The organism is Oenococcus oeni DSM 20252 = AWRIB129 (assembly GCF_000372485.1).
GTDB lineage: Bacteria > Bacillota > Bacilli > Lactobacillales > Lactobacillaceae > Oenococcus > Oenococcus oeni.
Map to the genome: position 1 here is coordinate 55,311 of NZ_AQVA01000006.1, position 26,117 is coordinate 81,427.

27 protein-coding genes are annotated in these 26,117 nt (G+C 40.6%); 2 read left to right on the plus strand and 25 right to left on the minus strand.

Going from position 1 to position 26,117, the window contains the following annotated elements:
• Positions 1-16: 16 nt before the first annotated feature.
• The 7 genes from A3G9_RS0105275 to A3G9_RS0105305 form a co-directional block, all read right to left on the minus strand.
• Positions 17-238: a hypothetical protein gene (locus A3G9_RS0105275; protein ID WP_002818440.1), complete on the minus strand. Its 222-nt coding sequence runs from the start codon at positions 236-238 to the stop codon at positions 17-19.
• Positions 235-3,069 (minus strand): translation elongation factor 4, encoded by a 2,835-nt coding sequence (gene lepA / locus A3G9_RS1000000110430; protein ID WP_002820997.1) that lies wholly within the window; start codon positions 3,067-3,069, stop codon positions 235-237. The genes A3G9_RS0105275 and lepA overlap by 4 nt, the downstream gene beginning before the upstream one ends.
• A gap of 112 nt (positions 3,070-3,181) precedes the next feature.
• Positions 3,182-4,261, minus strand: a complete 1,080-nt coding sequence (gene queA, locus A3G9_RS0105285) for a tRNA preQ1(34) S-adenosylmethionine ribosyltransferase-isomerase QueA (protein ID WP_002818438.1) — start codon at positions 4,259-4,261, stop codon at positions 3,182-3,184.
• Between the two features lie 123 nt (positions 4,262-4,384).
• Positions 4,385-5,401: a Holliday junction branch migration DNA helicase RuvB gene (gene ruvB, locus A3G9_RS0105290; RefSeq protein ID WP_002818435.1), complete on the minus strand. Its 1,017-nt coding sequence runs from the start codon at positions 5,399-5,401 to the stop codon at positions 4,385-4,387.
• Complete coding sequence (gene ruvA / locus A3G9_RS0105295; RefSeq protein WP_011677520.1) at positions 5,398-5,982, minus strand: Holliday junction branch migration protein RuvA; 585 nt, start codon at positions 5,980-5,982, stop codon at positions 5,398-5,400. Before ruvA ends, ruvB begins: the two co-directional genes overlap by 4 nt.
• Positions 5,983-6,032: 50 nt before the next feature.
• Positions 6,033-6,944 (minus strand): proline iminopeptidase-family hydrolase, encoded by a 912-nt coding sequence (locus tag A3G9_RS0105300; protein ID WP_002821407.1) that lies wholly within the window; start codon positions 6,942-6,944, stop codon positions 6,033-6,035.
• Positions 6,944-7,918 carry a phosphoglycerate dehydrogenase gene (locus A3G9_RS0105305; RefSeq protein WP_002821408.1) on the minus strand — a complete coding sequence of 325 codons (975 nt, stop codon included), beginning with the start codon at positions 7,916-7,918 and terminating at the stop codon, positions 6,944-6,946. Before A3G9_RS0105305 ends, A3G9_RS0105300 begins: the two co-directional genes overlap by 1 nt.
• Before the next feature lie 40 nt (positions 7,919-7,958).
• Between A3G9_RS0105305 and A3G9_RS0105310 the strand changes: the two genes are divergently transcribed.
• Both A3G9_RS0105310 and A3G9_RS0105315 read left to right on the plus strand, forming a co-directional pair.
• On the plus strand, positions 7,959-9,068 hold the full coding sequence (locus A3G9_RS0105310) for an aminopeptidase P family protein (protein ID WP_002818429.1): 1,110 nt from the start codon (positions 7,959-7,961) through the stop codon (positions 9,066-9,068).
• 146 nt (positions 9,069-9,214) lie between these two features.
• Positions 9,215-10,180: a LacI family DNA-binding transcriptional regulator gene (locus A3G9_RS0105315; protein ID WP_002818428.1), complete on the plus strand. Its 966-nt coding sequence runs from the start codon at positions 9,215-9,217 to the stop codon at positions 10,178-10,180.
• Between the two features lie 44 nt (positions 10,181-10,224).
• Here the strand turns inward: A3G9_RS0105315 and A3G9_RS0105320 are convergent, their stop codons facing one another.
• The 18 genes from A3G9_RS0105320 to A3G9_RS0105405 all read right to left on the minus strand — a co-directional run bounded on the left by A3G9_RS0105320 (position 10,225) and on the right by A3G9_RS0105405 (position 26,042).
• Positions 10,225-12,387 carry an ATP-dependent Clp protease ATP-binding subunit gene (locus tag A3G9_RS0105320; protein WP_002818426.1) on the minus strand — a complete coding sequence of 721 codons (2,163 nt, stop codon included), beginning with the start codon at positions 12,385-12,387 and terminating at the stop codon, positions 10,225-10,227.
• Between the two features lie 15 nt (positions 12,388-12,402).
• The gene (locus tag A3G9_RS0105325) at positions 12,403-12,627 is read right to left on the minus strand and encodes a hypothetical protein (protein WP_002817248.1); all 225 of its coding nucleotides are present in this window, start codon (positions 12,625-12,627) and stop codon (positions 12,403-12,405) included.
• 116 nt (positions 12,628-12,743) lie between these two features.
• Positions 12,744-13,340 carry an ATP-dependent Clp protease proteolytic subunit gene (locus tag A3G9_RS0105330; RefSeq protein ID WP_002818424.1) on the minus strand — a complete coding sequence of 199 codons (597 nt, stop codon included), beginning with the start codon at positions 13,338-13,340 and terminating at the stop codon, positions 12,744-12,746.
• Positions 13,341-13,393: 53 nt separating this feature from the next.
• The gene (gene whiA / locus A3G9_RS0105335) at positions 13,394-14,341 is read right to left on the minus strand and encodes a DNA-binding protein WhiA (protein WP_002817245.1); all 948 of its coding nucleotides are present in this window, start codon (positions 14,339-14,341) and stop codon (positions 13,394-13,396) included.
• On the minus strand, positions 14,338-15,321 hold the full coding sequence (locus A3G9_RS0105340; protein ID WP_002817244.1) for a gluconeogenesis factor YvcK family protein: 984 nt from the start codon (positions 15,319-15,321) through the stop codon (positions 14,338-14,340). Before A3G9_RS0105340 ends, whiA begins: the two co-directional genes overlap by 4 nt.
• Positions 15,318-15,749 (minus strand): RapZ C-terminal domain-containing protein, encoded by a 432-nt coding sequence (locus tag A3G9_RS0105345; protein WP_002817243.1) that lies wholly within the window; start codon positions 15,747-15,749, stop codon positions 15,318-15,320. The genes A3G9_RS0105340 and A3G9_RS0105345 overlap by 4 nt, the downstream gene beginning before the upstream one ends.
• 16 nt (positions 15,750-15,765) lie before the next feature.
• Entirely contained in the window at positions 15,766-16,707 is a 942-nt protein-coding gene (trxB, locus tag A3G9_RS0105350; RefSeq protein ID WP_002818422.1) for a thioredoxin-disulfide reductase, read from the minus strand.
• 108 nt (positions 16,708-16,815) lie between these two features.
• Positions 16,816-17,691 (minus strand): UTP--glucose-1-phosphate uridylyltransferase GalU, encoded by an 876-nt coding sequence (gene galU / locus A3G9_RS0105355; RefSeq protein ID WP_002818421.1) that lies wholly within the window; start codon positions 17,689-17,691, stop codon positions 16,816-16,818.
• A 5-nt stretch (positions 17,692-17,696) separates the two neighbouring features.
• Positions 17,697-18,719 (minus strand): NAD(P)H-dependent glycerol-3-phosphate dehydrogenase, encoded by a 1,023-nt coding sequence (locus A3G9_RS0105360; RefSeq protein ID WP_002818420.1) that lies wholly within the window; start codon positions 18,717-18,719, stop codon positions 17,697-17,699.
• The gene (gene hprK, locus A3G9_RS0105365) at positions 18,700-19,659 is read right to left on the minus strand and encodes an HPr(Ser) kinase/phosphatase (protein WP_002821409.1); all 960 of its coding nucleotides are present in this window, start codon (positions 19,657-19,659) and stop codon (positions 18,700-18,702) included. The genes A3G9_RS0105360 and hprK overlap by 20 nt, the downstream gene beginning before the upstream one ends.
• Positions 19,659-20,003: a phage holin family protein gene (locus tag A3G9_RS0105370; RefSeq protein WP_002817238.1), complete on the minus strand. Its 345-nt coding sequence runs from the start codon at positions 20,001-20,003 to the stop codon at positions 19,659-19,661. The genes hprK and A3G9_RS0105370 overlap by 1 nt, the downstream gene beginning before the upstream one ends.
• 12 nt (positions 20,004-20,015) lie before the next feature.
• Positions 20,016-20,702 (minus strand): phosphate signaling complex protein PhoU, encoded by a 687-nt coding sequence (phoU, locus tag A3G9_RS0105375; protein ID WP_002818415.1) that lies wholly within the window; start codon positions 20,700-20,702, stop codon positions 20,016-20,018.
• Between the two features lie 34 nt (positions 20,703-20,736).
• Positions 20,737-21,504, minus strand: a complete 768-nt coding sequence (gene pstB / locus A3G9_RS0105380) for a phosphate ABC transporter ATP-binding protein PstB (RefSeq protein ID WP_002818413.1) — start codon at positions 21,502-21,504, stop codon at positions 20,737-20,739.
• Positions 21,504-22,358 (minus strand): phosphate ABC transporter ATP-binding protein PstB, encoded by an 855-nt coding sequence (gene pstB, locus A3G9_RS0105385; protein WP_002818411.1) that lies wholly within the window; start codon positions 22,356-22,358, stop codon positions 21,504-21,506. Before pstB (A3G9_RS0105385) ends, pstB (A3G9_RS0105380) begins: the two co-directional genes overlap by 1 nt.
• Entirely contained in the window at positions 22,358-23,254 is an 897-nt protein-coding gene (pstA, locus tag A3G9_RS0105390) for a phosphate ABC transporter permease PstA (protein ID WP_002818410.1), read from the minus strand. Before pstA ends, pstB (A3G9_RS0105385) begins: the two co-directional genes overlap by 1 nt.
• Entirely contained in the window at positions 23,254-24,213 is a 960-nt protein-coding gene (pstC, locus tag A3G9_RS0105395) for a phosphate ABC transporter permease subunit PstC (protein WP_002821410.1), read from the minus strand. Before pstC ends, pstA begins: the two co-directional genes overlap by 1 nt.
• 2 nt (positions 24,214-24,215) lie before the next feature.
• Positions 24,216-25,112 (minus strand): phosphate ABC transporter substrate-binding protein, encoded by an 897-nt coding sequence (locus tag A3G9_RS0105400; RefSeq protein ID WP_002820380.1) that lies wholly within the window; start codon positions 25,110-25,112, stop codon positions 24,216-24,218.
• A 63-nt stretch (positions 25,113-25,175) separates the two neighbouring features.
• A complete protein-coding gene (locus A3G9_RS0105405; protein ID WP_002820381.1) occupies positions 25,176-26,042 on the minus strand; it encodes a phosphate ABC transporter substrate-binding protein in 867 nt (288 codons plus the stop codon).
• Between the last annotated feature and the right edge of the window lie 75 nt (positions 26,043-26,117).

Here is a 26,117-nt window from a genome sequence, read left to right on the forward strand (position 1 = left end):
TTTAATAGATTCTTTTTTATTTTTTTATATAAAGCTCTTTCGAAGTGGCCTTGCCGCCATACAAATACTTTTCCGATAGATTATTAGAAACAGCCCCTGAAAAAATGCTTTTCGCGTCTTTTTCTGCCATTGCTAGTGTCGGCCTATTTTGAAAACGATAAAAGATCGAAAAGAAAGTCAACAAAAGCACGGCAATTGTCGCCGAAAAAAATAATCCTTTGGAATGATCAATTTTCACGAGAGTCCCTTATTATACTGTTCATCATCTGAATTCTTCAAAATAGCCATAAAGGCTTCTTGGGGAACATCTACCCGCCCAATCGATTTCATTCGCGCTTTGCCGGCCCGTTGTTTATCGAGCAGTTTGGCACGTCGATCAGGATCTCCGGTGTGAATCTTAACGGTAACATCTTTTCGATAAGCCTTAATATTTGTTCGAGCAATAATTTTTGATCCAATCGCTGCCTGAATCGGAATTTCAAAGTTCTGGCGAGGAATAACTTTCTTTAGTTTTCCAGTTACGACCCGAGCCCGATTGTCGGCGAAATCTTTATGAGATATAAAACTCAAAGCATCGACCTTGTCACCATTTAACAAAATGTCGATCTTTTTTAAGTCAGAAACAAAGAATCCAGCAAGACTGTAATCGAGACTGGCATAACCCTTGGTAGAAGACTTTATTTTATCGAAGAAATCAAAAATTATCTCCGATAAAGGCATCTTATATTTAACGTTGACACGTGATTTATCGAGATAATCCATTGTATCGAAGATTCCGCGCTTAGCTTGCGCAAGTTCCATTACTGTGCCAACGTACTGTTCGGGAACCATAATCGTTGCATTGACAAAGGGTTCGCGAATTTCTTTAATGCTGCTGGCATCCGGGATATCAGACGGATTGGAAATATCTTCCTCACTCCCATCGGTTTTGATTACATGATAAGTAACCGTGGGCGCCGTAATAACGATTTCCAAGTCGAACTCGCGTTCCAAACGTTCTTGAACAACATCCATGTGCAGCAAGCCGAGAAAACCGACACGGAAACCAAAACCGAGTGCAGTTGAAGTCTCCGGTTCGTATTCTAGGCTGGCATCATTAAGACTTAATTTATCCAAAGCATCGCGAAGCTCATTATATTTACCATTATCGGTTGGATAAATACCGGCATAAACCATTGGCGTCATTGGCCGATATCCTTGAAGCGCCTTTTGAGCGGGACGATCGGCATTTGTGACTGTATCGCCGGAACGCGCTATATGGATGTCCTTGATAGAAGCGGTTAAATAGCCAACATCTCCGGCAATCAATTCTTTTCGTGGTGTAGCGTCGGGAGAAAAAACGCCCAGTTCAGTGACTTCATAATCAGCACCGGCATTCATTAAACGAATTTTATCGCCAAGATGAATTTGACCCTCTTTGACACGAATCGATAAAACAACCCCGCGATAGGAATCGTATTTCGAATCAAAAATTAGGGCCTGTAAAGGAGCATTCAAATCCCCGGTGGGAGCCGGAATTATTTTAACGATTTTCTCAAGAAGATCAGCAACTCCCAGACCAGTTTTGGCAGAAACATCAGCTGCATCACTTGTGTCGATTCCAATATCGTCTTCAATCTCTGCTTTGGTTCCTTTTGGATCGGCCGACGGAAGATCGATCTTGTTAATAACCGGCAAGATTTCCAAATCATTATCAATTGCTAAATAAACGTTCGCCAAAGTCTGGGCTTGAACTCCCTGAGTTGCATCAACGACCAAAAGCGCCCCATCAGCAGCAGCAAGAGCGCGGGAAACTTCATAGGAAAAATCCACGTGACCAGGAGTATCGATCAAATGAAAAATGTAGCGTTGGCCATCTTTGGCATCATAGTGAACTTCGACAGAATTCATCTTGATCGTGATTCCTCGTTCGCGTTCCAACGGCATGTCGTCAAGAATCTGCGCCTTCATTTGCCTTTGAGCAACCGAATGAGTCATCTCGAGAATTCGATCAGCTAAAGTCGATTTCCCGTGATCAATATGAGCAACAATACTGAAATTACGAATATGTTTTTGACGATCTAATTGTTCTTCGAATGTGGACATCATCTTAATTTTATCAATCAAGCTTCCTAAACAAAAATTATCGCTTAAGACAACAATCAATTTAAAGAAATAGTTTGAAAATTGCTTGTATCTTCTTTGAAAAAAAATCTCTTTGCTTTGTTCTAACAGACTATCATTAAGCACCAATTTAAACAATCCGGTTGCGGAATAGTTTTCGTAGTATAAAGTCCTTGTTTCCAAAGCAACCGCCGAACGATAAACCGTATAAGTGTCTGAACGGGACGACATCTTCGGAACTGTAACGGAATTTAAAATATTGCGGGCATTAACGAGCTGTTCTTCCTGATCGGCTGCCGAATCACTTCTTTCTTTTAAATAAGCTGCGCGAATAAATCTAGCGCTGGGAGTATAACCGCCCGGCAACTGTTTTTTACCGGAAAAATCTTTTGAAGCAACATGCTGGGAATTGTAGGACAGTTGTCCATTCAAGTATTCGGGAAGCAAAGGCATATAGTCATTCAGTTTATTGACTTCGCGTTTAAAATTAGGAGCATTCGTTACGACGCCCAAAGGATTTTCAATGACCCGCATCGGCATCGACAAAGGTTCGATAATAACAAAACGTCCACTAGGATCAGCAGCAGCATAATGCAGATCGGCGTCGCCATATTTGTTCAGCGCTTCGTTGTCATTTATAACCTCGATTGACGGCAAGGACTCGATCAATTCCTGGACCGAACGAAAATTTGTCATTGCCCAAAAGGCAAATTCAAAAGGAGCCAACTGAATTTTCTTTTCATTTCTCGTTTTGGCATATTGCCGACTGGCATTGGCAAAAGTCAATTTTTGTACGGATAAACCAAATTCATTCACGCCATCCGATAAATCGGCGTGCATTTTTCGGTCATGGCCTGATCCAATAGCAGCATATTTATTGATGTATTCTTTCCCATCGTAAACTGAACTCCACTTATACCCACGCGGAACAAAAAGTGGAAAGGCATATAAACCGTGCCAATCCATTGTCCGAGAAAGAAGGTGACTGTGGTCATATGCGATTTGAAATATCGAAGTACACATAATCTAATTTTAGAGCAAAGAAAAAACAGTTTTTAAAAACTGCTCAATCATAAATTCACTTATGGATGAACATCGCATCCCCGAAAGAAAAGAAACGATATTTTTCTTGAATCGCGTGCTTATATGCATTTAGGATATTTTCACGACCCGTAAACGCGGCGACCAGCATAACAAGCGTTGATTTTGGTAAATGAAAGTTGGTAATAAAAGCGTCGACAGTTGTCCATCTGAAACCAGGTTTAATAAATATATCAGTCCAACCGGAGTCCGCCTGAACATTGCCTCCATATTTATCCCTGTTAAATTTATGACCAATTGTTTCCAAAGTTCGAATCGTTGTTGTACCGGTAGCAACAATCCGACCGCCATTATTGCGAACTTGGTTGATCTGGTCGGCCGCTGCCTGGCTCAATTGGTAAAATTCGGAATGCATTTTATGTTTGTCAATATTTTCCTCTTCGACCGGACGAAAAGTTCCAAGGCCAACATGCAAAGTCAATTCGATTGTTTTAATGCCCTTTGCGCGAACCTTGTCAAGCAGTTCCGGAGTCCAATGCAAGCCGGCAGTTGGAGCTGCCGCCGATCCTTCAATTTTTGAATATACTGTTTGATAGCGTTCCTGGTCTTTTAATTTCTCTTTAATGTATGGCGGAAGCGGCATTTCGCCAAGCTTATCCAACAATTCCATAAAAATTCCATCATATTGAAATTCCACATAACGGCCACCATGTTCAAGTTCGCCAACAACTTTACCGGTCATGATCGTTTCATTCTCATTACCAAAATCAATTACCGAACCAACCGGAAATTTCTTGGCCGGTTTAATCAAAGTTTCCCAAACATCGCCATGATCCTGTCTTAATAAAAGTACTTCGACATGTCCCTTGGTTTCAGGACGCCAGCCACGCAGCCGAGCCGGAATAACACGCGAATTGTTCATTACAAGCGCATCACCAGGATTTAGATAATCGATAATGTCATAAAAATGCTTGTCTTCATAAGCGCCGGTCTTAGCATTTAAAAGGAGCAAACGTGAGGCATCTCGCTGTTTTAAAGGGGTTTGAGCAATTAATTCATGCGGCAAATTATAATCAAAATCACTCAAAGTATAGTGTGGTACTTTTTCTTCAGTCATTTTTTTCTTCTTTCAAAAAATAATTACTTGCAAACGGAGATTAAAAAACAAATCGGCCTAATCCTCTTTAAACGGCTCGGTCAAAAAAATCAATTCAAGCTATAGCTATATATATTATTCAAATCAAGACAGACCGGTCTGATAGGGAATCTGAAGATGCTCATAAGCAGCTTGGGTCGCCTGGCGACCCCGCGGAGTTCTTTGAATAAAACCGATTTGGAGTAAATAAGGTTCGACCATTTCCTCGACCGTTTCACTATCTTCGCCAATATTAGAAGCAAGGGCATTCACGCCGGCTGGACCACCTTTATATTGGTGTATCAAAGTATTGAGATATTTCAAGTCGGTCTCGTCCAATCCGCGAGCGTCAACATGTAATTTGTTTAAAGCGTTGTCAACAATCTGTTCGTCAATTGTATCTTTGCCGGCAACCTGAGCAAAATCGCGGACTCTTTTCAGCAAACGGTTAACAATTCTAGGTGTCCCCCGCGAACGCAAAGCCAATTCAGCAGCACCGGAACCGGCAATCGAAGTATCGAAAATTTCAGCTGTACGTTTGGCTATCAATTTTAAATCGCTAACCGGATAAAATTGCATATGAGCAACAATCCCAAACCGATCCCTTAATGGTGCTGAAAGCATTCCAGCTCTTGTAGTTGCACCAATCAAAGTAAAGGGCGGTAACGGAAAATGAATCGCATGAGCCGTTTCTCCCTGGCCAACAACGATATCAACATAAAAATCTTCCATTGCCGAATAAAGAACTTCTTCAACCGACTTTGGCAAGCGATGAATTTCATCGATAAATAAAATATCGCCGGCGGTCAATTCATTCAATAAAGCAACCAGATCACCGGTTTTTTCAATGGCCGGTCCCGAGGTTGTTTTAATTTTCGCTCCCATCTCGTTGGCAATAACAATCGCCAAAGTAGTTTTGCCCAACCCAGGTGGTCCAAAAAGCAAAACGTGATCAAGAGCTTCGTCCCGTTGTTTGGCGGCTTTTAAATACACAGACAGTTGATCCTTAATCTCTTTTTGACCAATATATTCCCTCAAATACTTTGGTCTCAATGTCAATTCAGAATCGATCTCGTCCGCGATTGGTTTTGCATCTAAAATTTTTTGATCTTCATCATTCATTTGGTTAATAGTTTAAGTCCTTTTTGAATATATGCATCGGTTGTTAATTCACCAAGACTGGCTAATTTTGGATTTATTTTGTTAACTTCTTTTGAAGAAAAGCCCAAAGCCACTAGGGCGGCCAAGGCATCATCCAATTCAGCAGAATTTTCCAACAGATTCTTCATCGGAGCGATATTTTTCGAAAAATCGCCCAATTTTCCCTTGAGATCAAGAACGATCTGTTGGGCGGTTTTATTTCCGATACCCGGGAACTTAGTTAAATATTTCGGTTTACCGTTCTCGACAGCGGCAATCAGCCCATCACGATCGCCACCGGCAATAATTGCCAAGGCCGATTTTGGTCCGATTCCGGAAACATTGAGCAGTTTTTGAAAAAGATTCCTTTCTTTAACTGTTTTAAAACCATAAAGACTAATCTGATTATCACGAACAATTTGTTCAGTAAAGATTGTCGTTTGATCGTTTTGATTATATTCATAAGGGTTGGGCGTAAAAACGCGAAAACCAATTCCATTAACATCGATGCCCACGTAACCCGCCGCGATCGTTTTAATGATGCCCGTCAAAAAGTCATACATATTAAAATTATAGCCGTGTTAAAAAAGACCCGCAGAAGGATCTTTCAAACTCATTGAGCCGCTTCGGTGCGCTTCAGAAAAGCCGCCAAATTGTTATAAAATTCCACCGGATGATCGACTGCATGATGGTGGCCACCGTCTTTGTTAACAAACAATTCCGCTCCGGGAATCGTTTTTGCTGTTTCTTTCATCGACCAGACAGGCATCGTATCTTTTTCGCCGGTTGTGAGAAGCATTGGAATTTTAATATTATGCAAACGCGGACGAATATTCCAATCTTTCAAAATACCGGTAACGACGAATTCGTTATTTCCTTGAAAGTGATTATAAACATCAGTTGCCAAAAGATCAGGACCGGCATCGGGATTGTAGTTCGCCGTTCTCTCGATATTCTCTTTATACAATTTATTTAGATCGGCATGATAGCGAGAATCGGAAAAATCTTCCTTGGCTTCAATTGATTTCATATAGTCTACTTCGTCCTGACCAAGCAAATCCAAACGTTCCTGATTAATCGAGGTGACATAATCCTTAATGTTATCTGTCATTGAATAAACAATTGAGCCTTTCAAATGTTCGGGATGAGCCAAACTGTATTCGTAGGTCAACACACCACCCCAGGAATGCCCTAACAGATAAAAATGATCAAGGCCCATCAAAGAGCGGACTTCTTCCAATTCATCCAAATAATATTGATAATTCAAAAATTTATCAACGTTTTCCTTCTTCGTCCAGTCGGGTGATTCCGACCAGAAAGAACCAAGCTGATCGTAAGTGAATACTTGAACATCCATACCAACATATTTTTGAAAATTTTCTGCCCACGGCCAGAATTCTTTGGAAGTTCCACCGGGTCCGCCATGAAGAGTCAACAATTTAATCGGTGCAGCGGGGTTTCCAAAAGAAGCCGACCAAATGTCGTAACCGTTTTTTAAATGCAAAATCTTTGTCTGATGTTTCATTAATAGCCTTCTTTTAAATTAACTTCGTTAACGGCCAGTTTACCATTGGCCAAATAACTTTTTAAGTTCGGTCCGAAAATTTTATAAGCATCGCGTTGGAAATGTTCCAAAAACGCTGAGGAGTGAGGAGTTACGATCACATTCTCCATCTTCCAAAGTGGTGAATCACTCGCAAGCGGTTCATGCTCAAAAACATCCAAAGCAGCACCGGATAAGATATCAGCTTTCAAAGCTTTAATTAGGTCCTTCTCAACAACACTCGGTCCCCGGCCAACATTGATAAAAATTGGTTGTTTTTTAAACAGTGAAAAGAAATCCGAGTCGAAATAACCACGAGTCTGTGTTGTCAAGGGCATGTCACTGATCAAATAGTCGGCATCCGCAAAATCTCCCAACTGCTCTTGAGTAATAACCCGATCAAAATATTTAAGATCCTTTCCGTGGCGATTAACACCAATAACTTCAACATCAAAAGCCTGCAATATTTTAGCGATTGCTGAACCAATTGCGCCAGTCCCGAAAATAAGAATTTTCTTATCCTGCAATTGCTTGATTTTTGGAAAATTAAAGTCCCAACTTTGCTTTGCTTGATTTGCAAGAGCGAATTTTAATCCGCGATTCAAAATCAAAATGTAAGCCAGAACATTTTCCGAAATTGCTTCAGAATGAAGGCCACTCATATTAGAAACCATAATTCCGCGTTTTGCCAGTTGATCAAGTGGCAAAAAATCAATCCCAGCAGAAATTGTTTGAACCCATTTTAGGGATTTACCGTTTGGAACGACTTTGCCAAACCAAGAACTGAAGCCATAACCTTTTTGAAGATGACTAAATTGGCCATAAACAATTTCAATTTGGTCGACCAGTTCATTAGTCATCTCGTCAGCGTTAATCAATTCTAAATCAGGAAAATCACGATGGATCTGTTTAAGATCCGGATCCTTAATTTTTTGCAACAACAATAATTTTGTCATATCTTCATTCTACAAAAGTTGTTTGAACTATACTCGATCTATGGCTAAATTCAATCAGACAAGATTAAACAAATTGCAAAAGACCCTTGTCGATAAACAGATCGACTTCGCTTTTATTTCAGACTATAAAACAATTCAATATATCACCGGATTCGGTTCCAATCCTTATGAAAGGATTTTGGCAATGATCGTTTTTGCCGATAAGGATCCTTTCATCTTCGCACCGGCTTTAGAAGTCGAAGTCGTTAAATCGGTTGGCTGGCCCTACGACTTATATGGCTACCAAGATAATGAAGACGGCTTAGAAATGATCTATGACCATATTAAAGAGCGTAGCGCCAATCCAAAAAAAATAGCAACCGAGCAGGGAAATTTGACTCTATCTCGTTTTAATCGCCTTCAGGCAGCTTTTCCAGATGCCGATTATTCATTTAATTTAACGCCGGTTATCGAGCATCAGCGTCTGATTAAAGACGAAGATGAAATAAAGAAGCTTGAACAAGCCGGTAGGGATGCCGATTTAGCTTTCGAAGCCGGTTTTAAGGCTCTGAAAGTCGGCAAAACAGAACTCCAAGTTGCTGCCAAACTTGAATTTGCAACAAAAAACCGCAATGTTCCGGAAATGTCCTTTGGTACTCTGGTTCAAACAGCCGAACATGCGGCCGATCCTCACGGGGAAACATCGGACTTGGCGTTAAAAAATAATTCACTGGTTCTGTTTGACCTGGGCACTGTTTATAAAGGGTATATCTCGGATGCCAGTCGGACGGTTGCTTTGGGTACGCCAACCGATCATATGCGAGAAGTTCACCAAGTAGTCTTGGAAGCCCAGTTAGCAGCTCAGGCAGCCGTTAAGCCAGGCATAACTGCTGCCTCGTTGGACAAAATAGCTCGCGATATCATTGAAAAGGCCGGTTATGGAAAATATTTCATCCACCGCTTAGGGCACGGAATGGGCATGTCCGAACACGAATACCCTTCAATTATGCAGGGCAACGATCTCGTCTTGGAACCGGGGATGTGTTTTAGTCTCGAACCCGGTGTATATATTCCAGGAGACTTGGGAGTCCGCATCGAAGACTGCGTCCACGTCACCGAAAACGGTTGTCAACCGTTCACTCACATGGATAAAAAATTACAGTTATTTTAATTAATGAAAAACCGGATTTAAATCCGGTTTTTCTTATGGAAACAACTATTAAAATCAGGGAATATTCTTAACATTAGTTTTTTTTAGAAGAGGAAGAATTCACAGGTCGGCCGAAGATTGTTAAAATGTAGCAAGAGGAATTCTTTATGGTTGCAAAATTACAGGACGTCGCTAAAAGAGCTGGCGTAACAATCACAACGGTTTCGCGCGTCTTAAACGATTTTCCACACGTTTCCAAAAAAACCCATGATAAGGTCTATGCAGCAATTAGAGCGTTGAACTATCACCCAAACGCCTTAGCGCGTTCGCTGCAAGGGAAATCATCAAAATTTATTGGTTTAATTTTCCCAACAATTGCAAATCCCTTTTTCTCAGAACTTTCAAACGAATTGGAAGTCAAGCTATCTGCTAAGGGATATAAGATCATTATTGCCAGTTCGGCAAACAATGTCGAAGCGGAAAGACGCTATCTTGGAATGCTGGCTGCCAATATGGTTGAAGGGATTATCACAGGCTCGCATAATCTTGGTGTTGAAGAGTACGATCAGGTGAATATGCCAATTGTTTCTTTCGATCGTTTTTTGTCGGACAAAATTCCAATTGTTTCTTCGGACAATCTCAATGGCGGAAAGTTGGCTACCCAGTATTTAATTGATCAAGGAGCCAAAAGAATTGCCATTATTACTGATGATGACGATTCAAAATCCCCAACCTCATTGCGGGCAATCGGTGCTTTAAATCCGATCCATAAAGCAAACGTTCAAGCTGAAGAATTTTCTTTTCCGGATGCTCACTTCACGGAAGAAAAAAAATCCGAAGAGTTGAAAGATTTGCTTTCTGGAAATAAATTCGATGGTATTTTCGCCAACAACGATACGACTGCTCTTCAAATCAATAAAATCATTAAAGAGAACAATTTTAAAAAAATCCCTGTGGTTGGTTACGACGGTACAGCTTTTGTTCGTTTGTACCTAACCGACATCGCAACAATCGTTCAGCCGATTTCCCAAATTGCCGACGCCTTGATTGATCTTCTCTTTAAACGAATAGAAAAACCGGATATCCATTTTGCCAATCCTCCATTACTTCCGGTTGAATTATTTAAAAGTTAAAAAAAAATCCCCAAAAATAATTTTTAGGGATTTTTTAATATGGGTCACTTTCCAGTGATCTTAATTGTTCCATTATCGATATCTGCTTTGAGATTCTTGGCGTTAAGATTATCGAGATAGAAATCAGTAACTTTATCACGAATCTGCTGTTCGATCACCCTTCGCAAAGGACGAGCGCCCATCGCTTCATCGTATCCTTGATTCATCAAATAATCTTTGGCCGCTTGGGTGACTTCCAGCTTGATGCCTTTCTTTGCCAACGTTTGATTAACTTCCGTAAGCATTAATTCAACAATTTGTTTTAGATTTTCTTTGCTCAAGTGGCTAAATTCAACAATGGCATTAAAACGATTCAAGAACTCCGGCCGGAAGTAGGGCTCCAAACGTTCAATAATCGACTTGTCTTGGTCTTTTTTATTATCCGATTCATTTCCAAAACCAGCATTTGAAGTAGCGATCACAACTGTGTTCTTAAAGTTGACAACATTGCCTTGACCATCTGTCAAACGGCCATCATCCAGAACTTGAAGCAATAGAGTGATGATTTGTGGATTAGCTTTTTCGATTTCATCAAGTAAAACAATCGAATAAGGATTGCGCCGGACTTTTTCTGTAAGCGTATTTTGATTATCGTTGTAACCGACATATCCAGCCGATGTACCGATAAGCTTAGAACTAGCAGTTAAATCGGAATACTCGGACATATCCAGACGAATAATCGCATCTTTGGAACCGAACATATCCAAAGCCAATTGTTTGGCCAATTCGGTTTTTCCTACTCCAGTCGGTCCAACAAATAGAAAACTTCCAATCGGGCGATTCCCTTCGTCAAAGCCGGCCCGATTACGGCGAACAGCTCGTGCAACTGCTTCAACGGCCTCGTTTTGGCCAATTACCTTGCCCTTTAAACGACCGGCGATCCCCTTTAAGCGCTCAATATCATTCGCACCCATTTTGGCAACAGGAATACCGGTTAAACGCTCGACCGATTGAGCAATATCATTCGGTTTAACAACAACTTCTTCTTTTTTATTTTCGCTGGAAACGTTTTTTAACTTATCTTCAAGCTCTTCGACCCGCTTTTTGGCAGCGGCAGCTTTCTCGAAATCTTCCTTTGCCGCAGACTGGTCCTGTTCGGTTTTGGCATTTTTCAAATCATTTTCCAAACTGACTTTGTCTGTCACCGGGTGTTGAGCCGATAAGTGAGCGGCTGTCATGTCCACCAAATCAATCGCTTTATCCGGTAAGGACCTTTGTGGAATATACTGAACTGAATAATCAACAGCCGCTTTTAAGGCATCGTCGGGAAACTTAACATGATGGTGTTTTTCATAAAGCGAACGGACACCTTTTAGAATTGCCAATGTATCTTCCGGGCTTGGCGCGTTAACAGTTACTTCGTTAAAGCGACGCGCCAAAGCAGCATTCTTCATAATCGTATTCCGATACTCGTCTTGAGTCGTGGCTCCGATCACAGAAACCTCACCTCGGCTTAAAGCCGGTTTTAAGATATCAGCCATTCCATTAGATCCGGACTCTTCTCCGGTGTTGCCGGCTCCTAATATTTGATGAATTTCATCAAAGAAAAGGATCACGTTGCCGGCACTTTTTACTTCACTAATTAATTTTTGAATATTTTCTTCAAAACTTCCACGATACTGAGTTCCTGCTTCAAGAGCAGAAATATCGATAGAATATATTTCTTTGCCTTTAATTGCTGCCGGAACATTTCCATTGATAATCGCCTGAGCCAGTCCTTCGACAACAGCCGTTTTCCCGACTCCAGCGTCGCCAACTAGAACCGGGTTGTTCTTTGTCCGTCGGCTTAAAATCTCTGCAGTCTCCTGAATTTCCTTGTTCCTGCCGATTACCGGATCTAGTTTGCCTTGTCGCGCTTCCTCGGTCAAATTACGGCCGAGTTTTTCCAAAATACCCGTTTTCTTTGATTGACCATTTTTTTGAGAAACAGCCGTCCCAAGCTGCCCGGGCTGAGCCTGTGACCCAACTTCCTGAAATTGACCGTTAATCGGCATTTTGCCACTTTGACGGTAAGCAGCAAACTCTTCCGGGCTTACTTCCTGTCCATTGATTAGATAACGGGATTCGGAATTAATTCCGTTCATTCGTCCCATTAAATTATTGAATATGTCATCCATCGAGTTGAATGGATCATTATTACTGTTATTAAAATAATCATTATTAGCCATGATTGAATCCTCCTATCAATCTTCTAAATAATCGGTTTCTAACTCTTTTAACACCTCCCACATACTGCTTTGAGTGGCTTGTGCGAGAGCATCGAGGTCCCGCAGGTTCAGACTCGTCGCATCGGATTGTGGTTTGTTAAAAGATTTATGAATTGTTGTATAGCCATATCCTCCCGCCTTGGCAACTTGATAAATCGTCAAATTGTGATCTATTAGATAGGCCTTTATGTCAATTTCCATTGGAAACCTCCTTCATTTAAAAATTATATCACTTTTGTGAAGCATTTACAAATGTGAAGTAATTAAGTTTGCCAAAAAAAAGAAGTCAAACGGCTTCTTAATAATTACTTCTTCTTTTATGATTTATTTTTTTCTTTATTAATTAAAATCTTATCAATCAAGCCATAGTCCAAGGTTTCCTTGGAATCCATCCAATGATCACGCTCGGTATCTTTTTCAATCTTCTCGATCGGCTTACCGGAATTTTCTTTTAAGATGTTATTTAATCTCTTCCGAGTCTTCAAAAGTTGATCGGCAATAATTGACATATCGGTCTGCTGGGTGCCGGCTCCGGCGCCTCCCATCGGCTGATGAATCAAGTACTCGGCATTTGGAAGCATAAAACGCTTGCCTTTGGTACCGGATGAAGCAATAATAGTTGCCATCGAGGCAGCCATTCCCATGACAATTGTTTGAACATCTGATCTGATGAAGTTCATTGTATCAACGATTGCCATACCAGCGGTAACTGATCCTCCTGGTGAATTTATATACATATATATATCTTTATTTGGATCTTGAGCATCCAAGAACAATAGTTGAGCAACAATGCTTGTTGCCATTTGATCTTCGACTTCTCCTTGAACCAAGATAATTCGGTCCTTTAAAAGACGACTTGGAAGATCATAACTCTCGCGTCCATTTGCTGTTTGTTCAATAACTCCAGGCCACATATCGCGCCTCCTTAAATTTAATAAAATTAGTATAGTTCAATGGTCAAGAAAGGTCAAACTTTTTTATGATTCAATTCCTTGACGATTTGCATCAATTTTCGCATTCGATGATTAATTCCGGATTTCGTCAATTCCTGCCCTTCGATCATTCCCGCCAAATCGCTTAAACTGGCCTCCGGGTTTTTTAAACGCAAGTCAGCAACAATCTTCAATTTTTCCGGTAAATTATCCAAACGATTCTGCTGACGCAAAAAATCCATCGCCTCGTATTGTCTTTCGGCGGCTTCGGCCATTCGGGTCACATTGGCATTATCGGCATTAGCCAAACGATTGGCCGAATTACGCATATCCGACATGATACGCGCATCTTCAAAATGCAGCATCGAACTGGTGGCTTGAATAATTGATAAAAAGTCTGAGATTCGTTCACCGGTTTTTAAATAGACGATTAATTTGTTCCGACGGTCGGCGATTTTTGCACCCAAATTAAAATTACGATTATTCATAATTGAAAAAATTTGTTCGATTAAATCTTCATCCGCGGCAGAAATTTCCAAATGATAATTTTTAGAATTCGGAGCGTTAACCGATCCGGTCGATAAAAAAGCAGCGCGTAAAAAAGCCTGTTGCTTTGCTTGAGAATTCAAAAAGACTTCCGGAACTCGTCGGTCGCTGGAGAAGGGATCAAGTTGTATATCGGCAAGAATCTGATCGGCCTGCTTCATCGTAATAACGCCATAGCGATGGAGGCCAAAAATCTTCGCCGATCCTCCTCTTTCAATGTTGGTTTGGATATCGGCTTCATAGGTTTGCGAAAGCAGCTGATAAGTCCTTCTTGCGCTGGCAGGATTTTGGGTTTGAACTTCTAAAGTATTTCCGACAGCGGTGCCGAGATGATAAATTCCATTCAGACGAAAAATCGCCGATAACTCCGACTTTGAAGTCTTAACGTTAATCGGCAATATCGAAAGTTCTTTTTTAACTTGTTGGGTAAAAGTCATTTAATTTTATTATCCAAAATATCAAGCAGTTTCCTAACGATTTTATCACCATCGTGAAAAGCGCCTTGATCGCGTAACTTAAGAAAATCTCCAGTAATCGGAGTAACGCCAAGTTTGCGATCTTCATTTGTATCGACCTTAACCTGAGTCGAAATTTCGTTCCATTTTTGATAATCGATATAATCTTCCGGAACAACAGCAGTATTAGTCAAAACATAATCAATAATATTTTTGGAAACATTATGATAAATTGCTTTAATGTGGCTGGCATCCGTGTAATTATCGGTTTCGCCTTTTTGAGTCATAATATTGGCAATATAGACCTTCTTTGCCGGACTTTCCTTAACTGCTTTGCCAACAACCGGAATAACCAAATTCGGTAAAATCGAAGTATAAAGAGAACCCGGGCCAAAGACAATCATGTCTGCATGATTAATCGCCAACAAAACTTCCGAAGTAGGTACCGGTTGTTTTCCGGCTTCGGTCGTAATTGATAATTTTTCAATCACCTTATGGGCAATCGTAATTTCATGTTCGCCGACACCGGTGCTTCCATCGGTAAATGCAGCATGCAGAACCAAAGGAACGTTAGCAACTGGATAAACTTTTCCGGAAATCATCATATAACGACCAAGCTTTTGAACTGCTCCAAAGATGTCGCCCGACATTTCCGTCATCGCAGCAATGATCAAATTTCCTAAAGCGTGATTTTTGAAAAACTCATCCGACGAGTCGAACCGATATTGAAAGATATCCAAAAAATCTTCCGGCAGCAGAGATAAAGAAACCAGAGCATTTCTAATATCTCCAGGCGGAACAATGTTCATAAAGTTTCTAATTACACCCGATGATCCACCATCATCGGCAACGGTTACGATTGCGGTCACCTCGACATTGCAGTCGCGTAAAGGGCGCAAAATAACCGGCAAGCCGGAACCGCCACCAATTACGACAATATTTCTTTTTTTTCTGCCCGTCACGGTTTGGCCTCCTCTTTGACTTTAGCAAGTTCTTTTTTTAGAGATTTCTGCAGATCGCGATGAGAAATCGTGACCTTGTATCCGTCTTTTTTTAAATCTTTTCCCAAGCGCTCAGCAAAAGCAACCGACCGATGCTGACCGCCGGTACAACCAAACGCAATCACAATTTCCGATTGTATATCGCCGCCCTTGGACTCCTTTTTTTGAGCTAGCGGCAATACCTGTTCGATTGTTCTTTTGTAATTATCATAAAATTCACTCGCTCCAGGGACCGACATAATAAAATCAGATACTTTTTCATCGAGTCCGGTCATCGTTCTCATCTCCGGCTGCCAATATGGATTATCTAAAAAACGCAAATCAAAAAGAATTGAAGCCTCTGGAAGATGTTTATATTTAAATCCAAACGATATAACCTTTATTTTCATGCCAAATATGATTATATCAGGCTTCTATCTCCGTATCAGAGAGGCTTTGAATATAATCAAATAAAATTTTTCCTGCGACCGCTCCATCACCAACCGCAGCAGCGATTTGACGGATAGAATCCTTGCGAACATCTCCAACAGCATAAATGCCGGGGACTTTGGTCTGCATATTGTCATCAGTCAAGACCCAGCCTTTTTCGTCTAAAATACCCAGATTTTCCAAGCCCTGGGTATTCGGGTCGATTCCAACATAGATAAAAACACCATTTGTCTTAATTACAGATTCTTGATTGGAAATTTTGTCAAGAACTTTAACCCCGGTAACTTTTTCATCGTCGCCGATAATTTCTTCAGTCCGTTTATTCCAAGAAAAATCAATGTTGTCTGTATCAAAAGCCCGTTTTTGAGCAATTCGAGAAGCTCTCAATTGATCGCGACGATGAACAATCGTAACATCCTTAGCTAAATTAGCTAAATAGCTGGCTTCTTCAACGGCTGAATCGCCACCGCCAATTACAACAATTTGCTCATTTTTAAAGAAAGCCCCATCACAAACAGCACAATAGGAAACGCCGCGGCCGGAATATTTATCTTCTCCGGGAACACCGATGTGACGGTGAGTCGCTCCGCTAGCAACTATCACCACCTTCGCCTCGTATTGCTCATCATCGGTAACTATCGTTTTCGTTTTACCGTGATCGATGACATTTTGGACTTCTCCAAAAGTGTATTCGGCTCCAAAACGAGTTGAGCTGGCATACATTTTCTCGGCCAAATCAGGGCCTAATATCGAATCAAAAGCCGGGTAGTTTTCAACCTCGGCTGTATCGTTCATCTGACCGCCATAAATACCTTTATTAATCATCATGACAGATAAATTTGCTCGGCTTGCATATGTTGCGGTGGTCATCCCGGCCGGTCCGGCACCAATTATCACGACATCATATTTCTGTGTCATAAAATCTCCTACTTACTAATTGTTAGTTTAGCACAGCTGCTATTTTCACTCAATTAGATAAAAAAACGCCCAATTCGGACGCGGATTGTTTGAACTTTAGTATAAAGCTTAAAGAGTCTTGGCAAGTTCTTTAATATACTTGCGAAGTTCATCGCCAGTATCGGGATGCTTTAATCCAAATTCAATATTCGTTTCAAGAAAGCCGATCTTTGAACCAATATCATAGCGTTTACCATCAAATTGATGAGCGTAAACATGTTCTTTATGGTTCAGGCTTTCAATCGCATCAGTCAACTGAATCTCGTTGCCCTTGCCGGGCATTGTATTTTCCAGTTCGGAAAAAATTGTTGGTGTAAATAGGTAACGACCAATAATTGCCAAATCGGAAGGTGCATCCTGAGGACGAGGTTTTTCAACAAAATTTTTAACTTCGAACAGTCCCGGCTTAACTTCCTTAGAAGGATCGATTACGCCATATTTTGAAGTTTCTTCATGAGGAACCGGCATGACTGCCAAAGTCGATTGCTCGGTTTCGTTATAACGATCAACCAATTGTTTAGTCAAAGGAACACGATCGGTCATCAGATCATCACCAAGCATTACAACAAAGGGTTCATTGCTAATAAAAGACTTAGCCTTTAAAACAGCATCGCCCAAACCATGTGGATGAGACTGTCTAATGAAATAGATATTCAAATCAGTCGTATCCTGAACTAATTTCAATAACTTGTCTTTACCCTTGGCAGACAAATTGTCTTCCAATTCCGTGTTGGAATCAAAATGGTCTTCAATTGATCGTTTTGATTTTCCGTCGACGATAACGATATCTTCGATTCCTGACTGAATTGCTTCTTCAACGATAAATTGGATTGTCGGCGTATCAACAATTGGCAGCATTTCCTTTGCCAAAGCCTTGGTTGCAGGCAAAAACCGTGTGCCCAATCCAGCGGCCGGAATGACGGCCTTTTTAACTTTTTGTACCATGTAGATTATTCCTCCGAGATCAGTGGCCGATTCATAAGATCAGCGACTACATCATCTATTTTCGCATTTTCATAGAGTATTTTATAGACACTTTCGCTAATTGGCATAGAAATATTGTTTTTTCTTGACAATTGGTCTACTGCTTTGGCAGTTTTAACGCCTTCAATCACCATACCCATCTCTTTTTGGACCTGTTTTAAATCTTTCCCGGAAGCAAGGCCGAGACCGGCACGAAAATTGCGGGAATTAGTTGACATAGCAGTAACGATCAAATCGCCTAAGCCAGCCAAACCATTAAATGTTTCGCTTTTTCCGCCTAAAGCAACTCCCAAACGACGCATTTCGGAAAGCCCGCGAGTAACCAAAGCTGCTTGAGTATTGTCGGTCATTTTGAGGCCTTTTATGATGCCACCAGCAATTGCAAGAACGTTTTTCAAAGCTGCTGCATATTCCGATCCGCATAAATCAGAATTGGTATATACACGAAAGAAGGAATTAGACAGCGCTGCCTGAATAATTGCCGCCCGTGCTTGATTGGAGCTTGCAACTGCAACTAAAGTAATAGCCCTTTTAACAACTGACTCGGCATGGGATGGCCCGGAAATAAAGAATAAATCATCCTCCTTGATACTCGGGATTTCCTCGCTAATCATTTGGCTGACACGCTTATTGGAATCTACTTCAATTCCTTTAATAGCATGGCCGAAGATAATTTCATTTTTCAAACTCGGCAAAATACTGGCTAATTTCCCGGCAACCTGGCGAACCGCCGAAGTTGGTACAACAAACAAAACAATCTCGGCATCTTTAACAGCATCTTTTAAATCAGTTGTTGCTTTAAGATTTTTATCCAAAAAAGCTTCTTGAAGAAACCTTCGATTTTGATGATTTTGATTAATATCATCAATATCGCTTTGGTTTTTCCCCCAAAGAATTACTTGATTACCATTCATCGAAAAGGTTGAAGCCAAAGCAGTTCCCCAAGATCCGGCTCCAAGAATAGCAATTTTACGTGTTTGCTTGATCATGGATTTCATTTTCCTTAATTAATTTTGTCTGTCGTTGTTCCAAAGTCGATAAGGCATCAAAACCCATTCTTTCTGTTCGATACTTTAGGGCAGCAGCGTCAATGACACTTGCAGTATTTCGACCAGAAGTAACCGGTAATTCCATTTTCGGAATTTCAATTCCAAGAATTTTAAAATTAGCGCCATCATCACCCAGACGGTCGAAATTTTGAACCTTTTCGTTCGAACGTTTTAAATCAATATTCAAAACAATTGTCGTGTGATCACGAATTGTTGCTGCGCCGTAAGTTTTTAAGACATCAATAATTCCTATTCCGCGGACTTCCATTAAATTAGCTAAAACTTCCGGTGGGGCACCGACTAAGCGCTGCTCGTCTTCGGCATATATATCAACTCGATCATCGGCAATCAAACGAGCTTTGCCTTGTTGAATCAATTCAAGCGCCGCTTCGGTCTTGCCGATTCCCGGGTCCCCGGTCAACAAAACGCCAATTCCGTTGATATCGATCAGCACGCCATGAACCGACTTGCGTTCCGATAATTGGGCGCCAAGATAATAAGTCATATTTGAAAGCAGGCGGGAAGAAGTCAAAGAACTGGTCAGAACCGGAATTCCAGCGTCCTTGGCAGCTTCAATCAACTCCTCTGGAATTTTTAAATTGGTTGAAATAACAAAAGCCGGTGTTGTCTCACTGGCCATCTTTTTAAAAACAATTGTCTTGTGCTCGTGAGTCATTGTTTTTGCATATTCAGTTTCATTGACACCATATAGCTGGACACGTCGAGGTTCGAAATAATCCAAAAAACCCGTCAATTGTAAACCGGGGCGAGCAATATCAGGAACAGTAATCGGCCGTTCCAAATGGTCTTCACCCCAAACAACTCGAAGAGCCGTATTTTGAACCAAATCCCTTACTGTTACATTTTGCTGTTCATCCATTATCTAATCCTTTCAGTGCTTGTAATCAAGCTTTGGGTGAAGCTGAAGACCAAGCTTAAAATGAATACCCAACCCCAGCCATGAATCGTAATTCCGGAAACCAAACTGGCATCAACGGCCAAAACTATCATGTTGATGACGATACTAAATAGTCCCAATGTGATAAAAGTAATCGGAAAAGAAATAATATGTAAAAGCGGCTTAAGAAAAGTATTTAGCAAAGCTAAAACTACCGCAGCCACAAAGGCCGAAGTCCAATCTTTGACAGTTAATCCATAAGGAAACAAATAATGAAAAACTACAAAAACCAAGGTATTGACAACCAATTTATACAAAAAACTCATATGGTCCCCTCTTTAAATAAAGCTTGAAGAACCTGGATTCAACTCGACAATTTTACCGCTGCGTTTATAAACTAACCATTCAGCTATATCGGTAGCGTGGTCGGCAGTACGTTTCAAATAACCCACAACAACCAAGTAATCAGCTCCAGCATCAATTGTATCAACATCGCCTTTCATGGAAGTTAATATATCTTTACGAATTGTTGCCGAAAGTCGGCTCACTTCTTCAGAATGATCAGCAACTTTTTGCGCATCATCAATCGAATCTGAAACATAAGCGTCCAAAATCTCATCAAAAGTTCGAGTTGCCATCAAACCCATTTCAGAAATTTTTCTTTCGATTTCAGGCATTCTACGGTCACCATTTTCACGATGATGAATTCGAATAGTCGAATAAGCAATATCACGAGCATAATCACCCATTCTTTCCAAAACAGAAACAGCCTTCAAAATCGTTACGACTTCTCTTAAATCGGTTGTGACTGGTTGATATAAAGCAATCATTTCAAAAGTCTTTTTTTCGATTGCGGCTTCCCGCTCGTTAATTTCGTGATCACGATCAATAATTTCTTCAGCAGTTTTTGTGTCGTGGGCCATAAAACCGACTACCGATTTATCAATAGTTCTGGCCACCATTTTCCCCATACTACGGAATTGATCGTCCAAATCTTCCATTTCGATATCAAAAATTCTGCTCACGGTATCTTCCTCCTTTTTCATTTATTTTTTATTTTTAACCAAATTTACCACTAACGTAGTCCTGCGTCTCTTCTTCTTTTGGATTTAAGAAAATTTCACGTGTTTTACCAACCTCAATTAAACGACCATCGTTAAAAAAGGCCGTAGTCTGGCTGATTCTAGCCGCTTGCTGCATATTATGGGTAACAATAATCAAACAATATTCTTTTTTTAAATCTAAAAGCGAGTCTTCGACAACTCGACTTGAAATCGGGTCAAGGGCGCTGGTTGGCTCATCCAATAACAAAATATCCGGTTTCGTCGCCAAAACGCGCGCGACACTGACACGTTGCTGTTGGCCACCCGATAAACCCAAAGCATTCGCTCCCAACCGGTCTTTAACTTCATTCCAAACTCCGGCTTGGCGTAAAGCTTTTTCGACATCTTCATCCAATTGATGCTTGGATATTTTTTTCCCAAGTCTCAAACCAAAAGCAACATTATCGTAAACACTAAAAGGAAAAGGAGTCGGTTGTTGAAAAACCATACCAATTCGTTTGCGCAAATCAACCAAATCAAAGTTGTCCGAATAAATGTCGTTGTTGTGAAACAAAAATTTTCCTTCAACCTTAACCCCAGGGGTCAAATCATGCATTCTATTAAGGCTGCGAAGATAAGTTGTTTTTCCAGAACCCGATGGCCCGATCAGAGCTGTGATTCCGTTTTTTGGAAAAGACAAATTTATGTCAAACAAAGCCTGTTTCTTGCCATAAAAAAGATTCACATTTTTAGTCGTTAATAAATAATTTTCTTTTTCTGCCATTAGCCAAAATTCCCCGAAACATAATCATCAGTCAATTTAACTTTGGGACGGGTAAAAATCTTTCGAGTCAAATCATACTCGATTACTTTACCTAAATGGAAAAAAGCTGTGTAATCACCAATTCTAGCAGCCTGCTGTAAATTATGCGTAACTATAATGATGGTATATTTTTTCTTTAATTCCATCATCGTTTCTTCAATTTGCATTATTGATTTTGGATCAAGCGCACTTGTCGGCTCATCCATCAACAAAATATCGGGTTTCAAAGCCAAAGCCCTGGCGATAACAAGACGTTGTGCTTGGCCTCCTGAGAGTTCCAGAGCAGATTTATTCAAGTCGTCTTTGACCTGGTCCCATAGGGCAGCCTGTTTTAATGAAGATTCAACAATCTCATCCAATTGTTCTTTCGAATATTTTCCGCGTTGGGTTAAAGCAAAAGTAATATTATTATAAATTGATTTCGCGAAGGGATTCGGCATTTGAAAAACCATCCCAATGTGTCGGCGAACTTCATAAACGTCGACATCAGGCGAATTAAGATCAAGACCACGATACATTATCTTACCACTAACACGAGCAATACCATCATTCATTCGATTCAAAGAGCGGATGAAAGTAGATTTCCCTGATCCGGAAGCTCCAATTAAAGTAGTGATTTTAAAACGTTCAAAGGCCAGATTAACCGATTTAATCGCTTCATTTTCATCATAAAAAACAGAAACGTTTTCCGCCTTAAGAGCAAGTTCGTGTTTGGAAGGGTCTGGTTCGGATATATAGCTATCCGGGTTATCCAAATTAATAATCTTCTTGATATTTTTGACTAAAGATGGTTTACTTTTTCTCGTTCTGGCCATTACTTACCTGTCCCCGATGTCATCTTCTTATACAGCATGTTGCCAAAGAAACGTGCTGAAAGATTAAAAATAAAAACCATAACAATTAAAACAGCCGATGAACCGGCAGAAACCTCCACGGCATCCGGCATTGTTCCTTCCGAATTGACCTTCCAAATATGAACAGCCAGTGTCTCGGCCGGACGCATCAAATTCAGCGGACTATTAGAATTGAGCGGATTCCAATTGTACCAGTTTAGTTGAGGCGCTGATTGTCCCGAAGTAAAAAGCAACGCAGCAGCTTCACCGAAAACTCTTCCAGCCGCTAAAACAACTCCGGTGACGATCGAAGGAACAGCGGCTGGAAAAATAACTTTTTCAGTCGTTTCCCATTTCGAAAGACCAAGTGCCAAACCAGCTTCTCTTTGCAGATTGGGAATAGCAGCCAAAGAATTTTCAATCGAACGCGTCAAAAGTGGAAGATTGAAAAAAGTTAAGGCGATTGCACCGGACAAAACAGAAAAACCCATATGAAATTTCAAAACAAACAACAGAAAACCAAACAAGCCGACAACAACCGATGGCAAAGAGCTCAAAACTTCGATTGCCGAACGAAAAACAGCAATAAATTCCGATTTGGGATCAGCAAATTCATTGAGATAAATCGCAGATCCAAGTGCGATTGGCAAAGAGATAATCATGGAAACAATTAAAAGATAAAAAGAATTGAAAAGTTGATCCGATATTCCACCACCAGATTCAAAAGAAGAAGAATGGCTAATTAAAAAGTGCCAACTAACATGAGGAAGGCCTTGACCAAGTATCGAAATTAATAAAGCTGCCAATATTAAGATTACTAAAGCAGAAATAAAATAAATAATCCCGATTGCAATTTTATTCGTTACTTTCGTATTCATTAATGCCCTCCTTGCGTGATATTAGTCCGCTTACCAATAAAACGAATAATCAAATTGAAGAAAAGCGACATGATCAAAAGCAACGTGGCCAATGTCCAAAGCACATCGTTTTGAACAGAACCATCCGAAGTATTTCCAATACCTTGAGTCAAAATAGATGTTAGAGTCGAAGCGGACTCGAGCAGACCGTTTGGCATAATTGGCGCGTTGCCTACAACCATTTGAACCGCCAAAGCCTCACCAAAGGCACGTGCCATTCCAAAGACCACTGCCGTTAAAATTCCTGGCGTGGCAGCTCGGAGAATAACTTTATAAATCATTTGCCAACGCGTTGCCCCAATTGCCAAAGCTAACTCCCGATAATGATTTGGAACATTTCTCAGCGCATCAACTGTGAGAGAAGTGATGGTAGGCAAAATCATAACAAAAAGTACAATTGTTCCTGCCAGAATCCCAAATCCCGAACCACCGAAAGTCTTTCGCAAAAGAGGAACAACAACTGTTAATCCTATAAAACCATAAACAACCGATGGAATACCAACCAGCAATTCGACAACCGGATGCATGATTTTTTTGCCCCAATTAGATTGAAGTTCGACCATAAATAAAGCCGTTGCGATTGCAAAGGGAGTCGCAACCAAGGCACTCAGCAAAGTAACCAGAAAGGAACCGACAATCATTGGAAAAGCACCAAACTGTAAATTTCCATTGGAGTCCGGTGTTGTTGGGTTCCAGACCGTTCCAAAAATGAATTTGAAAGGATTAATCCCGTCAAGAGTGAAAGCCATTAAACCACGGCTCAGAACAAAGAAAAAAATCGAAAAAACAACCACACCAATTAAAATTAATGCTGATAAACTCAATGAACGACCAAACATATCTTTTTTAGCCGAAATAGACTTTCTTAGTAACGACTCTTTAATCGGGTCTTGACTATTTTTTTTATTTCTCCTTGCCATAATTACTTGCTCGTTACCTTTCCTTGAGAATTTTTATCAACCTTCATACCGGCTAAAGGAATATAACCAAGTTCTTTGACAATTCCGTTTTGAACTTTCTTCGATTTAAAATATTTGATAAAACTAGCAGTTTGGCCTTCCGCTTTTCCGTGTGTATACATGTGCTCGTAACCCCAGATTTTCCACTTATTATTCTCAATATTTTCAGTAGTAAGGCTAACATTGTCTACCTTGACCGCCCTTAAATTCTTTCCGGAAATATAACCGGATGCTAAATAGGATATTGATCCCGGTGTAGAAGAAATAATCTTCTGTACCGTCCCGTTACTGTCTTGTTCCTGAGCTTTAACAGCAGTTTCTCCTTTTAAAACAGAATCTTCAAAAACAGTTCGAGTACCGGAACCGCTCGAACGGTTGACAACTGTAATTGCCATATCCGGTCCACCAACGTCTTTCCAATTGGTTATTTTGCCGGTAAAAATATCCCGCAATTGTTTCATGGATAGATTGCTGACGTTTATATCTTTGTTAACAACTGGTGCTATTCCTACAACAGCAACCTTGTGATCGACAATTTTGCTCGGCTTGATTCCCTCTTCTTGAGAAGCAAAGATATCCGAATCACCAATTTGGACCGAGCCAGCTTGAACTTGTGTTAAGCCGGCACCAGAGCCACCACCTTGAACCGAAATAGAAGTGTTTGGATTTTCTTTTTCATACATCGAACTTGCCTTTTCCACCAAAGGCTGAAGCGCTGTCGAGCCAACAATTAAAATGTTTTTAGTTGTTGCATGGGTAGAGCTAACCGTATTACTGGTCAAACCCCGATGAGTCGATCCATAATAGAGCGCCAAAACAGCGATTAAAATTATTCCAATTCTGATCAAATTTTTTTTCATAATAAATATGTATCCCAGAGGAACTCTCCGGATTAATGTGATTACTTGTCCTTTACTACACCGTTATCGTTTAACGACTTTCATACTTGGCAAAGGAATATAACCAAGTTTTTTAATTAAACTTTTGTTACTAGATTTGTAGAAATAATTGATAAAAGCTTTGGTAGCACCGGTCGCTTTGCCCTTGGTGTACATATGCTCATAACCCCAGACTTTCCACTTGTTGTTTTCAACATTTTTATTGGTTGGGGAAACACCATTAATTTTAAGTGCTTTTAAACCACTTTGACCTTTAATATAACTAAAAGCCAAATAAGAGATAGCGCCTGGAGTGGTTGAAACAATCTTCTGGACCGTTCCATTACTGTCTTGTTCCTGAGAACTTGCAGCAGTTGCATTGCCTAAAATAGCATTTTCAAAAACGGTACGTGTACCAGAACCAGAAGCTCTATTAATTAAATCGATCTTTTGATCTTTACCACCGACTTGGTCCCAATTTGTAACTTTACCGGTAAAAATCTTCTTTAACTGACTTTTCGTCAAACTCTTTACACCAACGTCCTTATTGACCACGGGCGCAATTCCAATAACAGCAACCTTGTGATCGACAATCTTACTAGGATCAATTCCATCTTCTTGAGAAGCAAAGATATCCGAATCACCAATTTGGACCGAGCCAGCTTGAACTTGTGTTAAGCCGGCACCAGAGCCACCACCTTGAACCGTGATTTGGACTGAAGAATTCGCACTTGAAAAACGCTCACCGAGTTGTTCGGCGAGGGGCTGAAGTGCTGTTGAACCAACAGCTAAGACCTTTCCAGTCAACTTTGACTTAGAAGCTGCGAAGGCGCTTGTACCCAGATTAGCGCTCGTCAATGACGCACCGCCAATAGCTGCCAACGCAAGTAAACTCACTAACCATTTCTTCATAATTATGAAACTCCTTGTGTCTTACTAATATTCAGTTTTCATGTGCGGGACGTATGCCACCGCATCTAAAAGATA